The following is a 16,047-nucleotide window of genomic DNA, read 5'->3' as shown; positions in this document are numbered from 1 at the left end:
ATTAGAATAAAAAAGCAAATTGAATAATAAGATTTTAGATATGAAAAACATTCTGATAAAATGCTGCATTATAACTGTTCTTTCTTTAGTCAGTAATACCACTTTTGGGCAGTCAACAAAAAAGTGGTCAGATTATGTAAATCCAAATATAGGAACCGCACACAGCCGCTGGTTTTTTTATACGCCTGGCGCAATGCCGTTTGGACTTGCAAAACTGGGACCTTCTACAAATGGGCATCTTGGAAATGTACAAGGTTGGGAAGCTACAGGTTATGATGACAGAGATACTTCTATCGAAGGTTTTGCTTGCCTGCACGAATTTCAGGTTGGCGGTATTGTGCTTGCACCGTCTGTTGGTAAACTTCAGACAATACCGGGAAGCCTTGAAAATCCCGAAGAAGGTTACAGATCTAGATTTGACCGAAAAGATGAATATGCAACATCAGGATATTATTCGGTTTTGTTGAAAGATTATAAAATTAAAGCCGAATTGACAGCAACAAAACGGGTAGGTTTTCAGCGATATACCTTTCCAAAATCTTCACAATCGAATATAATTTTTGATATTGGAAACAGACAAGGCGAAAGCGGAGCCGTTAAAGAATCAAAAGTTACGATTACTGAAGACGGAAGAATTGAAGGTTATGTAATTACCATACCAGAATATGTGAAAAAATATCAGGCTGGAGCCGAGGTGTCGATGTATTTCTCGGCAGTTTTAGATAAAAAGCCAATTGGTTTTGGCACATTCAATAAACAGGGAATTCAGGCCAATATAAAAGAAATTGCCGGAGAAGGCGCGGGAGTTTATCTCACTTTTGACACTAAAGAAAATGAAATGATTACCGTAAAAATAGGTTTGTCGTATACATCTGTAGCCAATGCCAGACTTAATCTTGAAACTGAAGCTAAGAGTTTAAATTTCGCAGCAGCGAAAAAACAAAGCCTTGCAACTTGGAATGATTATTTAGGAAGGATAGCCGTAGAAGGTAAAAATGAAAATGATAAAATTAAATTCTACACAGGGTTATACCACGCTTTATTAGGACGCGGACTGGGCAGCGATGTCAACGGCGCGTATCCGATGAACAATGGTAAAATAGGTCAGATTCCTTTGGATGCAAAAGGAAAACCGCAGCATAATTATTACAATACCGATGCCATTTGGGGAGGATTTTGGAACTTAACGCAATTATGGGCACTTGCATATCCTGAATATTATGCAGACTGGGTTCAGGGACAAATTCTCGTATACAAAGATGCAGGCTGGCTTGGTGACGGTATTGCAAATAGTAAATATGTATCTGGCGTAGGAACAAATTTTACCGGACTTGCGATAGCTTCTGCCTATAATTCAGGTATTCGAAATTTTGATGTAGAAAAAGGATATGAAGCCGCTCTAAAAAACGAATTAGAATGGAAAGACAGAATTGAAGGCGCAGGAAAAATGGATGTAAAACAGTTTGTAGAACTCGGTTATTCGCCGTATTTGGATAATATGGATTATCAAACGAATACCCAAGGTTCAGGATTTTCAGCATCGCATACTTTAGAATATTCTTATAGTGCTTATGCCGTAGCGCAATTTGCTAAAGCTTTGGGCAAAACACAAGACTATGAAAAACTTATAAAATTAGCCGACGGCTGGAAACTAATTTACGATAAGGAAACAACATTTATCAGGCCTAAATATGCAAACGGAGAATTTATAAAAGATTTTGATCCGTCGCAGCCGTGGAGAGGTTTTCAGGAAGGAAATGCGTGGCAGTATACTTTTTATGTTCCGCATAATGTTCCGGAATTGGTTTCAGTTTTAGGAAAAGATACTTTCAACGAACGTTTGAATACTATTTTTACAAAATCTCAAAAAAATGTTTTTGGCGGCGGAACGACTATCGATGCATTTGCCGGATTATCTGGTTTTTACAATCATGGAAATCAACCGAATCTGCATATTTCGTGGCTTTTTAATTTCTCCGGAAAACCTTATCTCACACAAAAATGGGTTCACGCTATCTGTGATGAATTTTACGGAACCGAAGGAATTCATGGTTACGGCTACGGTCAGGACGAAGATCAGGGACAATTGGGAGCGTGGTATGTTATGTCTTCGATTGGTTTATTTGATGTGAAAGGATTAACCAATATTAATCCGTCATTTCAAATTGGAAGCCCTTTGTTTGATAAAATTACGATTAAGAAATTAGGAAAAACACGCAATACTAATTTTGTTATTGATGTAAAAAACAATTCTAAAACGAATATTTATTTACAAGAAGTAAAACTGAATAATACTGATTTAAAGCAGCTTTCAATTGACTTAGAATCCATTAAAAAAGGAGGAACTTTAAATATGAAAGTAGATGCAAATCCGGCAGATACGTGGTCTAATTAATCGTTAAACTTCGTAAATTGCTGTAACTAACCTTAAACCAAACTAAATGTTATGAAACAAGTATTATATTTTCTGCTGCTTATTTCGTGCACAAAAACAATCGCACAAGAAACAGTTTCAAATCAGAAAAAAAATAATAATCCCATATTTAAAGGCTGGTATGCAGATCCTGAGGGAATTATTTTTGATAAAACGTATTGGGTTTATCCCACATTTTCTGCCCGTTATGAAGATCAGGTTTTTATGGATGCTTTTTCGTCAAAAGATTTAACGCATTGGACAAAACATCCCAGAATTATAGATACTTCGGCAGTAAAATGGGCAAAAAAAGCAATGTGGGCGCCATCTATCATTAAAAATAAAAATAAATATTTTTTGTTTTTTGGAGCAAATGATATCCAGAGCGACAATGAAATTGGCGGAATTGGTGTTGCCGTTTCTTCAAAACCAGAAGGTCCTTTTAAAGATTATTTAGGAAAACCGCTCGTTGATAAATTTTACAATGGCGCTCAGCCTATTGATCAGTTTGTATTTAGGGATAAAGACGGACAGCATTATTTGATCTATGGCGGATGGAGACATTGTAATATTGCGAAACTAAAACCTGATTTTACCGGTTTTATTCCTTTTGAAGATAAAACGGTTTTTAAAGAAATTACGCCTGAGAATTATGTTGAAGGCCCTTTCATGTTTATCAGAAATAACAAATATTACTTTATGTGGTCAGAAGGCGGCTGGACAGGACCTGATTACTGCGTAGCCTACGCCATAGCTGATTCGCCAATGGGTCCATTTAAAAGAATTGGAAAAATTTTGGAACAAGATTTTAAAATTGCAAATGGCGCCGGACATAATTCCGTTATTAAAAAACCTGATTCTGATCAGTATTTTATAGTTTACCACCGAAGACCACTCACAGAAACTGATGGAAACTCCAGAGAAACCTGCATTGAAGAAATGCATTTTGATGAAAATGGTTTTATTAAACCCGTTGTTATCACCAACGAAGGCGTAAAAGCTAGTGTGATTAAATAATTTTTAGTGATAGTTGTAGAACGTAAAAATAACGCAGTGATGCGTTATTTTTTTTGAATTATGAGTTTTGAGTTATAGGTTATGAGTTATAGGTTATGAGTTTGGGTTGTATTTATTCAATATCGATAATTAGTATTTTCAAAAAGATTATCCATTCCACATTCCATATTTCACATTTTACAACTCACAACTCATAATTTCTAATTCACAATTCATCATTTTTAGCTCTATTTCCAACTCATAATTCATAACTCCAAACTCATAACTAAAAATTACCACTCCAAAACTTACATTTCAGTGTTTTCAAGGCCTCGTGAATCATTTGAACACAATTATGACACGAAATGGGATTAAAATAATGTTACCAATGCGCTAATTTGGTCAAAAATTAAAATGAAATTTTTAAGAGATAATTTGAAGTATCAATAAAAAAGTATGTGATATTTTATCATCTATTAAAAAATAAGAGGGTATAATCTATTATTTGTATTTACAAGATTAATCTTATTTTTTTTCAAGAGTACTTCAAAAAAATCTTTAGAATCAATTTTTAATTCGATAAAACTAACTTTTAACCAACCAAAAAATTAACCAAATGGAAATTAAAACGACTTGGAAAATGTCATCCAATCTTTTAAGCTTTATTACCCAGAGTAAAATAAAGTTTAACAGTGCCGGATTGATTTTTTTATTGTTCCTGGCGCTCTTTGCAGAGACCAGTTATGCACAAAATGGTAATTCTCAAAACCCCGTAAAAATTACCGGAAAAGTAATTGATTCAAAGGGATTATCATTACCCAGCGCTACCGTGATTGAAAAAGGTACTAAGAATGCAGTCACGGCAGATTTTGACGGAACTTTTACCATTACAGTATCATCTCCGCAAGCGATACTTGTATTTAGATTTATTGGAATGAAAGAGGTCGAAAAACCTTTAAATAATGCCAAAACAATAACCGTAACAATGGTAGACGAAACCAGCGATCTTCAGGCCGTTGTTGTGGTAGGTTACGGTACTCAGAAAAAAGCATCAGTTGTAGGAGCGATTGGAACTATAAAGCCTTCGTTATTACAAGTAGGAACGGCACGTACATTAGGAAACAACCTTGCAGGTCAGATTACGGGAATTATGGCCGTACAGCGTTCAGGAGAACCGGGCTATGATCAGTCCGATATTAAAATTCGTGGAATCTCTACTTTTAAAGGAGGAACTAATCCGCTTGTATTGGTAGACGGAATCGAGCGAAACCTCAACGATCTTGATCCATCAGAAATAGAATCTTTCTCTGTTTTAAAAGATGCGGCGGCAAGTGCTGTATACGGAGTAAGAGGAGCAAACGGAGTTATTTTGATCAATACCAAAAGAGGTTTTGTCGGAGCACCAAGAATTCAGGTAAGAACAGAATATTCGATTCAGGAACCTACAAAATTACCAGAGTTCATTAAAGCAGGTCCTTATATGAGACTTTTAAATGAACTGGCAGCAGAGCAGGGCAAACCGCTTTTGTTTACAGAAGACCGTATTTCAAAAACGGAAAACAAATACGATCCGGATTTATATCCAGATGTAAACTGGGTTGATGCCATAACTAAAGATTACGCTTTTACATCAAGATCAAATTTGAATGTTGCCGGAGGATCAGAAATTTTAAGATATGCCTTAACCGCTTCTTATTACAGCGAAAAAGGAATACTTGCCGCAGATCCTAAACAAACCTACGATTCAGAAACAAACTTAAACAGAGCAAACGTTCGTACGAATGTCGATGTTAATGTTTCAAAGACGACTTTATTAAGAATTAATATTGGAGGTTTCCTTCAAAATCTTCAAAAAGGAAATAGCAGTACCGATGCCTTATTCAATACAGCATTTGAAACAACTCCGTTTGTTCATCCAGCGATTTACTCAGACGGAACTATTCCGAGAGTTTTTGCACGCGAAAATCCTTGGGCTATGAGTACGCAGCAAGGATATTATAAACAAGGCGGCAGCAAGATCGAAAGTTTAGTTTCATTAGAACAAGATTTTAAAGCAATTACGCCGGGTTTAAAAGCAAAATTTACCTATTCGTTTGACTCTTATTCAGAAAACAGAATTACACGCGGTAAATCACCGGATTATTATAACGTAGCGACTCAAAGAGATCTTGACGGAAGTTTGATTCACGGAACGGTTCAGGCGTATGGACAAGAATATCTTGGATATGATAAAACTGCTGAGTTTGGTAACAGACGTGTTTATCTGGAAGCTAATACAACGTACAACCGCACTTTTGGGAAACATGATTTAAGTGGACTTTTATTATACAATCAGGATAGTTATAATGATGGAACAGCGCCGCAAGCTTTTAAACATCAGGGATTAGCGGGAAGAACTTCGTATACATTTGATAGAAAATATATTGGGGAATTTAACTTTGGTTACAACGGATCAGAAAATTTCGCAAAAGGAAACAGATACGGATTTTTCCCTTCTGTAGCCTTGGGATGGATTGCATCTGAAGAAAAATTTATGGAACCTGTGAAAGATATTTTTAATAAAATCAAACTTCGTGGTTCTTATGGATTAGTTGGAAATGACAACATTGGAGCCAACAGAAGGTTCGCTTACTTAACCACAATCAGCGATAATAACAATTCTGATTACTGGTTCGGTACAGGACAAGGAGTAAAATTTGAAGGAATTGAAGAAGGTCAGATTGGAGTTAACGATTTGACTTGGGAGAAAGTGGCAAAAGCTGATATTGGTATCGAGTTAGGAATATTGAATATGATGGACTTAACAGTAGATATATTTCAGGAGAAAAGAAAAGACATTTTTGTAGAACGAAATACGGTTCCTACTCAGGCAGGATTTATCAATGCGCCGTGGGCCAATTTCGGAAAAATGGAAAATAAAGGAATTGAGGTTGGACTTAATATCAATAAGCAGGTAACTCCTGATTTCTTTATGAGCTGGCGTGCGAACTTCACTTTTGTGGAAAACAAAGTCACAGAAAGAGATGAAGCCGAAGCCGTAAAAGGAACTTACCGTTCTGGAACAGGAATTCAAAACAATACTTTATACGGTTATACTGCAACCGGATTATATACCAATGAAGATTTTACATCGCCGGGAGTTTTAGCACCGGGACTGCCAATTCCAACTTTTGGTACAGCGTTACGTCCGGGAGATATTAAATATGAAGACAGAAACGGTGACGGAATTATCAGCGGTTTAGACGAAGGTTTCATTGGCGGAACAACAGATCCTCAGATTGTGTATGGTTTTGGAAACAATTTAAAATACAAACAATTCGATTTTAGTTTTTTCTTTCAGGGTGTAGCCAAATCAGAACGAATCATTGGCGGAGCAAATTTTATTCCGGGAAGCGGAACAGGAACTTTAGGGAATATTTATTCTAATTACAACGATCGCTGGACAGAAGAAAATCCACGTCAGGATGTGTTTTGGCCAAGATTAAGTTACGGCCCTAACGTAAACAATTCAGTTGCTTCAACATGGTGGAAAAAAGACATGAGTTTTGGCCGTTTAAAAACGATGGAAGTTGGATATACATTAGATAAAAAACTAATTGAAAAATTCTATCTGCAGGGATTAAGAATTTACATCAGCGGAAATAATTTATGGTACGCTTCCAATTTTAAACTATGGGATCCCGAATTGGATACAGGAAATGGTTTGAAATATCCATCAACAAAATCAGTCCTTTTCGGATTATCAATCGGACTATAATTTAAAAAGAAATTAAAATGAAAAATATATACATTAGATCGATTTTCCTTTTTCTAGGATTATTATTATCGTCATCCTGTTCTGATTATCTGGACAAAGAAAGCGATACCGAACTTACTTTGGATGGTGTTTTTGAGAGTAAAACAAAAACAGAGAATTGGCTTGCAGGCTGTTATTCCAGAATTCCGGACCCTACGTGGGGATATACCCGCAGTTTGGGATGGGAGATTTTAGGAGATGATATGACCCCGTCAGAAAGATGGCGTCAATACGACTGGCAGGTAATTCCTTTCATTTTAGGAGACTGGTCAGTGGGTTCACAATGGAGTCCGGGATATTGGAACAACCTTCCGCAAAGAATTAGAGAATGTAACATTCTTATACAAAACATTAAACCATTACCGGAACAAAATCTAAATGAAGATGAAGTTCGTTTAATGATTGCTGAATGTCGTTTTTTAAAAGCCTATTATTATTCGTTATTGATCAATACGTATGGCCCAATTCCTTTTAGCCCGGATGAAATTACACCTGTAAATTATAACCTTTCAGATTTACAAGTAGGACAAACCCCGTATGATGATATTGTAGCCTGGATTAATAACGAATTAAAAGAGGTTGAAACAATTTTACCTGCAAATTATTCAGACGGAAGAAAATTTGGACGTGCTACATCAATTATGTGTAAAGCCGTAAGAGCCAGAATGCTGCTTTTTGCTGCAAGTCCGCTTGTTAATGGAAATTCAGAATACGCAAATCATGTTACTAAAGACGGAAAAGCATTATTTAATTCGACTTATGATGCCAACAAATGGAAAGTTGCTGCAGATGCGAGTAAAGATTTAATTTTAAGTGCAGAAGCAGCTGGACATAAGTTATATACAGAAACTAACTCAGCCGGAAAAATTGATCCCTTTTTATCTTGTCAAAACCTTCATCTTATAGAAGCAAGCAAAGGAAATGGAGAAGTACTTTTTGCCCGTGTAAATGTTGATTCTAAAGAATATGACAGACATACCGCTCCGGGCGGAGCAGGTGGAGCCGGAGGTTATGGCGTAACTCAATCATTAGTAGATGCTTTCTTTACCGCAAATGGATTGCCTATAACAGATTCTAATTCGGGATATGTTGAAAATGGTTTTTCTTCTCAGGATGGATATTGGCCAAACGGAGTAACCAAATTTAATGAAGTAAAAAGCCCGGGACTTGTAACGCTTGCAGGTACTTACAATATGTATTGCAATCGTGAACCAAGATTTTATCTGGCAGTAAATTTTGATGGTGCATGGTATACAGATGGTGATAATGCCGGAAAAGATAAAGGAAGAAAACTGGAATTTTTTAACGGTAAAAAAGACAACAACAATACGCATGATGCCCCACAAAATGGATATTTAGCCAGAAAAAGAACAGATCCAACAAGAAATCCTACTATTGGTTATTTTGCCCCGCGTCACGGAATTTTATACCGATTAGGCGAAGCTTATCTAAATTATGCAGAAGCTCTTAACGAGTCTGATCCCGGAAATCCTGAAATCCTTCTTTATCTAAATAAAATTAGAACAAGAGCCGGAGTAAGAACCTATACAACAGGCGGAACAGATGTTGACAATATTCATGTAAACAGCGATCAGGAAAGTATTAGAAAAATTATCAGAATGGAACGCAGAGTAGAGCTTTGTACCGAAGGAATTCGCTATGATGATTTAAGAAGATGGAAACTGGCAGAAACAGTTTTGAATGGGCAATTCTATGGAATGAACTTCAATGGTAAAAATGCTGATGAATTCTATAAAAGAACGGCGTATCAAACAAGAGTATACAGAAAATCTTTCTATTGGTTCCCGATATACTTAGCAGAGATCGAAAAGAACCCTAATTTAATTCAGGCTCCTTTCTGGGACAAATAACTAAAAATCAAAGCAAATGAAAAATATAAAAAATATTATCTCATTTATAATAATGAGTTTGGTTTTTGTCTCCTGTGAAGACAGCGGACTTGAAAATCAGGATTGGCTTAAGCAGCCTAATTTTGCCAATCCTTTGACTATGACACTTTCGAGTAAAGAAATCGTATTAACGAAAGATAATGAAGCGGCAAACGCCATAACATTTACATGGACACAAGGAAATGACAGAGGAGTCGGAACCAGCCTTACGTATTTTTTTCGTATGGATATTGCAGGAAATAATTTTGGAGAAGGCGCAGCACCCGGAATCAGCACGACAATTACCGAAGAAATTCCGGCAGGTGTTTTTACAAAATCGTATACCGTAGGGCAATTAAATGCTTTATTGCTGAAAAACTTTAAACGTCCGGGTGGAGTTATTACCAATCTTGAAGTGCAGATTATTGCGAGAGTCGATAATTCAGCACAATATCAGCTGCCAGAAGTTTCTACATCAAGTTTTGCCGTAACCAGTTACAGTCCGGGGCCATTACCATTGTTTATGGTTGGAGATGCCATAAGCGGCGGCTGGGATTACAGTGCAGGGAAAATTTTACCGGAAAAAACAGAAAGAACTATTTACAATTTCATAGGAGATTTTTCAGTAGGTTCATTCAAAGTGATTGAAAAACCGGGCAGCGAATTACCATCTTATGATCCTATCACAGGAAACAAAATTGTGTATAACGAAACCGAGCCAAGAAACAATGATAACGTCTTTAAAGTAACTCAGGCGGGCCGTCATTCTTTCTATCTCGATATTGATCAGGGAATTTATGCTTTTGGATATGTACCTTATGAAAATGTTTATATGGTTGGAAACGCCATAACCGGTATAGGCTGGGATATTGGAAAAGCAAAACCAATGAATTGGGATCCTCAAAATCCTGAAGTATTTACGTATAAAGGACAATTTGATGCCGGAGAATTTAAACTTGCTTTAGACTTGGGCAACTGGGGCGGCAGATTTTTAATGCCTCCTGCAAATGGAACTGTTATAAAAGGAGAACCATCTGATAATCCAACAGTAATGTTGATGCCAAACGGATCACCGGATAATAAATGGATTATTGAAACCGCAGGACAATATGAACTTACCATTAATCCGGCGAAAATGACTATTCTATTGAAAAAACTATAATACGATGGCATAAAAATTAGATAGTTAAGTTGGAGAAGACAAGACTTTTCAGTCCATATTGGACTGGAGAGTTTTGGATTCTTTTTTTAACTTTTTTCAAGAACTAAATCAGGCATTCTTTTTAGATTTCCGTTAAACGGAAAACGAAGAAGTTATTAGTAATTCTTATAAAAAAAACAAGTTATGATACAATTTAAAATAAATAGTTTCTGTCTTATGAATTCTTTAAGACTGCGTTTTACATTATTTTTAATGTTTATAAGTTTAGCCAATACCGTTCAGGCACAAACAAGCGGCAATCCCTTGTTTACAGGAGCCGATCCCGAAATTCATTACTTCAACAATAAATATTATATCTATACAACAGCCATTTACGGCACACAATTTCATGCCTATTCCTCAACTGATTTGACCAACTGGCATGACGAAGGTCTTATTTTCGATCTCTTTCCGGATAGTCCGTGGGCGCAATACAACGGCTGGGCTCCGGCAGTAGTTTTTCGCAACAACAAATATTATTTCTATTATACTGCCGAAACCAAAATTGGTCTTGCAGTAGGAAATACACCCATTGGGCCTTTTACAGATATTGGCGCACCGCTTATCGCAACAGATCCATATACCGATGATATTATCGATGCCAATGTTTTTGTTGATGATGATGGTCAGGCTTATATTTATTACGGAGGGTCAGGCAAAAGCCGAATGGTCGTTCGTAAATTAAATCCAGATATGGTTTCATTAGCCACAGGTCCAACCGATATAACACCACAAAATTATACCGAAGGCCCGTATATGGTAAAACGAAAAGGAATTTATTATATGATGTATTCCAATGGATCCTGGTTTAATGATACTTACAATGTGCAGTATTCCACTTCAAATACACCAATGGGACCCTGGACTTATAGAGGGAAAGTATTAAGTTCTAATGTAGAAGATAAAGGTCCGGGTCATCATGGTGTAATCAAAATAGGAAACTGTGATGAATATTATATGGTTTACCATCGTTACGAAAATGGCACATCGGGGGACAGAAAAATTGCCATTGACAGAATGTATTTCAATTCTAATGATTTGATTGAACCCGTAAACATGACCAATTACGGTGTAGCACCAAGAATTCCAGATCAATCGTGCCCAACACAAAGCATTGTTTCGGGAGGAATTTATAAATTAACCCACAAAGGGACTAATCAATGTCTTGATGTTGTTAATAACAGCAGTCAGTCGGGAGCAAACGTGCAGCAAAGTACAGACAATGGTAATGATGCACAACGCTGGATTGTTACACTCGAAGCAGACGGATTTTATAAACTAACCCACAAAGGAACAAACCAGTGTCTGGATGTTGATAATAACAGTAATGCACAAGGCGCAAACGTACAGCAATGGCTGGACAGCAACAATAATGCACAGCGTTGGAAAATTGAAATAATGTCTGATGGTTATGCAAAGTTAACCCACAAAGGAACAAATCAATGTCTGGATGTAGATAACAACAGCAGCCAGTCCGGTGCCAATGTGCAACAATGGACAGATAACCTGAACGCGAATAATGATGCCCAAAGATGGAAATTAGATTTAATTGAAGTGCCAATTGTTTCCGGCGGCGTTTACAGACTAATTCATAAAGGAACAAACCAAAGTCTCGATGTAAGCGATGGCAGTACACAGCAAGGCGCAAATGTGCAGCAATACACCAGTAATGAAACTGATGCGCAGCGTTGGGTAATTACAAAAGAATCAGATGGTTTTTATAAATTAACGCATCGAGGTACAAATCAGGTTTTAGATGTAGATAACAACAGCAGTCAGCCGGGAGCCAATGTACAGCAATGGTCTGATTTGGGAACCGATGCACAGCGTTGGAAAATAGAATTAATGAGTGACGGTTATTTTAAACTAACCCATAAAAACACGAATTTGTGTCTGGACGTAGTAAATAACCTTGCAGAACCGGGAACAAACGTACATCAGTGGACCGATAACAACAACGATGCACAACGATGGAAACTTCAATTACTAAAATTCACCCCAACTTTAGGAACTGCCAAAATTTCGAAGCCTTTACCAAATGCTGCAGAAACTTTAAATGTATATCCAAATCCGGTAAAAAATACGCTCTTTTTTACGGGTGAAATGGCAGGAATAAAAGTTCAGGTTTATTCAGAAACCGGAAGTCAGGTTTCGCAGCAAATAATAAAAGAAAACAGTATCGATGTTTCGGGTTTAGCGACAGGAATTTATTTTGCTGTTTTTGAAAAAGACGGAACAAAAGTTACAAAACGATTTATTAAAAAATAAACGGAGAATGAAAAGTAAATACTTCAAATAAGATCATTAAAATCATTATTTTAACGAAACGATTTGAAGTATTTATTTAAGATTAATTTTAAAATAAAATATGAAAACAAAACAATTTTTAGTTACAATTATTTGTCTTGCTTCCGCAGCTTTATCCGCTCAGGAATACAAACCCGAAGCCAATCCTAAAGCAATGGTAGTTTCAGGCAATGCCAGATTTACAGTACTTTCGCCGCGAGTAATTCGTATGGAATGGAGTTCAGACGGAAAGTTTACAGACAATGCTTCGCTGACCTTTGTAAACCGAAACCTTCCCGTACCGTCGTTTACCAAAAAGGAAAGTAATGGTGTACTACAAATTGTAACCGATGTCGTAAAACTTAAATACAAAACAGGTTCAGGCAATTTTAACGACAAAAATTTAAGTGTAGATTTTATAGTAAACGGTAAACCTGTTTCATGGAAACCAGGTTTGGCCAATACTAAAAACCTGTTAGGAACAACCCGCACGCTGGATGGAGTTGACGGGCCGGCTAAGGAACTGGAAAAAGGTATAATTTCTCGTGATGGATGGTATTTAATAGACGACAGCGAACGCCCGCTTTTTGATAATTCAGAGTGGCCGTGGGTTATGGCGCGTCCGGGAGATAAACCACAGGATTTATACCTTTTTGCTTATGATTCTGATTATAAAGCGGCCTTAAAAGACTTCACTGATATTGCCGGAAAAATAGCCATGCCGCCAAGATTTGCTTTTGGTGCGTGGTGGTCACGATACAGAGAATACTCTGACACTGAATTTCGTGATTTAGTTGGGGAATTCAAAATGCATGACGTTCCGCTTGATGTATTTGTAATCGATATGGACTGGCATGTAAAATCATTACCTGAATTCTTTAAAAACGGACAAAGACAAAGAGATCAGGCCGGAGAAGATTCAGGCTGGACTGGTTTTACATGGAATAAAAATTTATTTCCGTCTCCTGAAAAATTCTTAAAATGGACAAATGAGCAACATCTTAAAACCTGTTTAAATCTGCATCCCGCATCAGGAATTCAGCCTTTTGAAGAAGTATATCCCGAAATGGCAAAAGCAATGGGAATTGATCCTTCTACCAAAAAATACGTGCCTTTTGATATTACCGATAAAAAATTTGCAACCAATTACATGAATTTGGTTTTACATCCAATTGAAAAAGCGGGTGTTGATTTTTGGTGGCTAGACTGGCAGCAATGGGGAAGTACCAATATTCCCGGAGTAAATCCTACAATCTATTTAAATTATGTGCATTACAGCGATATGGAACGCCAGAACAAAGTGCGTCCGCTTATTTTTCATCGCTGGGGTGGACTTGGAAACCACAGATATCAAATCGGATTCTCTGGCGATACACATGTATCTTGGGAATCATTAAATTATCAGCCTTATTTTACCGCTACGGCTGCCAACGTAGGATTTGGATATTGGAGCCATGATATCGGCGGACATCAAGGCGATGCGGGAACTGCAGAACTGTATACAAGATGGATTCAGTGGGGTGTTTTTAGTCCGATATTTAGAACCCATGCAACGGCTGCACCACAGCACGAAAGACGTATTTGGGCTTATCCGCTTGATAATTTTCTTATTATGAGACAAGCCTATCAAATGAGATATTCTCTTGTTCCATATTTATACAACGAAGCACGCAATACATACGAAACAGGAGTTTCTACCGTGCATCCAATGTATTACGATTATCCGAAAGAAGAAACCGCTTATGCAACTCCAAATGAGTATATGTTTGGGCGTGATATGATCGTACATCCCATAACAAAACCTATCGAAAAAGGAAGTGTTTTCCTGACGCACGAAACATGGCTTCCAGAAGGTAAATGGTACGAATTGAGTACAGGAAACATTATAAAAGGCGGTAAAAAAGTTGCGATGCCTTTTACTTTAGGAGATATTCCGGTTTTTGTAAAAGAAGGGGCTATTATTCCGATGCAGTCAAAAGTCGAAAGAACAGATGAAAAACCTCTAAATCCTTTAATTCTTGCTTTTTATCCAGGTAAAAAAGGAAATTTAAAACTGTATGAAGACGAAGGCAATAACAACAACTTCAAGAAAAATGCTTTTACGTATACGCCAATAACTTCGGGACAAACCGGAAATAAAACCAATATTGTGATCGCACCTGTAGAAGGTTCATTTCCCGGAATGCTGACTTCAAGAAGTTATGAACTTCGTTTTCCATGTTCATTTCCTCCAACAGTGGTATCAGTAAACGGACAAAATATTCCGTACAGCGAAGAACCTAAAGCAGGAACCTGGTCTTATGTTGGAGATGATTTTGAAACCCGTATTTATGTACCAGAATCTTCAACGAATACAAAAGTTTCTGTTGAGGTACAATTTCCAGATTACGATCAGCAGCTTTTATCAGGTAAAAAAGGGCAGATTAAATACATGAAAAATTTCGAAACATTTCGTTTGTTAAACAATTGGAATGATGGATTATACAGTCCATTCGAAATAATGTCACTTTCACAATTTGGTCAAAATATCGAATATAATATTGCAGATATTAAAAAGGAAATTGATGGATTTAATAATCGTTGGAATAGTGCTTTGTTGACTATTCAGTCTATCAGTGAAACCAATAAAGTGTACAAACCTTATTATGAATTATTAAAAATCTACGGAAAAATTGCCGAAAGACCAGAATTTAAAAGCAACGAAACAGAGTTAGAATCGGATACAAAAGCAAAAGTGGAGTTTATTCAAAAAGGAACGGATAAAATATATTATACGACTGATGGTTCTGTTCCAACACGCAATTCGCAGCTTTATACCAAAGCATTTGAAGTTTCAGTTCCAGCGCGTGTAAATGCAATTGCAGTTCCAGTTGAAGGTTCAACGAGTTCTGTTATTTCGAAGATATTTTACAATAAAAAAACAGGCTTAAATTATAATTTATACAAAGGAAAATGGAGCAAAATACCTGATTTCAGTAAACTTACTCCGGTTGAGAAAGGATTCGCACCAGATTTTGATTTAAACAAAATTAATCATGACGATAATAATTACGGCTTGGTGTATAATGGATTTATAAACGTTCCCGAAGACGGAAAATATACTTTTTATGTTTCGTCTGATGACGGAAGTAAATTCTACATCAACGATCAATTGCTTATTGATAATGATGGACTTCATGGCTTTGACGAAAAGAAATCGGAAATAATCTTAAAAAAAGGATTAGTTCCAATTCGATTAGAATATTTTCAGGAAAGTTATGGCGCAGGATTATCAGTTGACTTTTCATCAGACAAAATCGCTAAAACAAGCCTTTTTCCTTCTATTTAAAGAGAATTTTTTAGAAGTAAAAACACATAATACTATTAAAAAAGGATGAGCAAAAAATGTTCATCCTTTTTTACTATTTTTACTAAGGTTGGGAATCCAAAATCCAATCTTTAAGAATTTACTAACTGAAAAGGCTGA

Annotated in this window: 7 protein-coding genes; all 7 read left to right on the top strand. The window is 36.6% G+C overall.

Annotation, left to right across the window (positions count from 1 at the left end):
• Window positions 1-40 precede the first annotated feature (40 nt).
• Window positions 41-2,395, top strand: coding sequence for a GH92 family glycosyl hydrolase (locus tag J2Y38_RS10910; protein WP_309842264.1), 2,355 nt, complete (start codon window positions 41-43; stop codon window positions 2,393-2,395).
• A 51-nt stretch (window positions 2,396-2,446) separates the two neighbouring features.
• On the top strand, window positions 2,447-3,430 hold the full coding sequence (locus J2Y38_RS10905) for a glycoside hydrolase family 43 protein (protein WP_309842261.1): 984 nt from the start codon (window positions 2,447-2,449) through the stop codon (window positions 3,428-3,430).
• A gap of 595 nt (window positions 3,431-4,025) precedes the next feature.
• Window positions 4,026-7,166, top strand: coding sequence for a TonB-dependent receptor (locus J2Y38_RS10900; protein ID WP_309842259.1), 3,141 nt, complete (start codon window positions 4,026-4,028; stop codon window positions 7,164-7,166).
• A 17-nt stretch (window positions 7,167-7,183) separates the two neighbouring features.
• Complete coding sequence (locus J2Y38_RS10895) at window positions 7,184-9,076, top strand: RagB/SusD family nutrient uptake outer membrane protein (protein WP_309842257.1); 1,893 nt, start codon at window positions 7,184-7,186, stop codon at window positions 9,074-9,076.
• 16 nt (window positions 9,077-9,092) lie between these two features.
• The gene (locus tag J2Y38_RS10890; protein WP_309842255.1) at window positions 9,093-10,256 is read left to right on the top strand and encodes a SusF/SusE family outer membrane protein; all 1,164 of its coding nucleotides are present in this window, start codon (window positions 9,093-9,095) and stop codon (window positions 10,254-10,256) included.
• Window positions 10,257-10,472: 216 nt separating this feature from the next.
• Window positions 10,473-12,563, top strand: a complete 2,091-nt coding sequence (locus tag J2Y38_RS10885; RefSeq protein WP_309842253.1) for an RICIN domain-containing protein — start codon at window positions 10,473-10,475, stop codon at window positions 12,561-12,563.
• Window positions 12,564-12,663: 100 nt separating this feature from the next.
• Complete coding sequence (locus J2Y38_RS10880; protein ID WP_309842251.1) at window positions 12,664-15,909, top strand: TIM-barrel domain-containing protein; 3,246 nt, start codon at window positions 12,664-12,666, stop codon at window positions 15,907-15,909.
• Window positions 15,910-16,047: the final 138 nt, after the last annotated feature.

Source organism: Flavobacterium sp. 2755 (genome assembly GCF_031455715.1).
GTDB lineage: Bacteria > Bacteroidota > Bacteroidia > Flavobacteriales > Flavobacteriaceae > Flavobacterium.
This window is presented reverse-complemented; position numbering and strand designations above follow the sequence as displayed.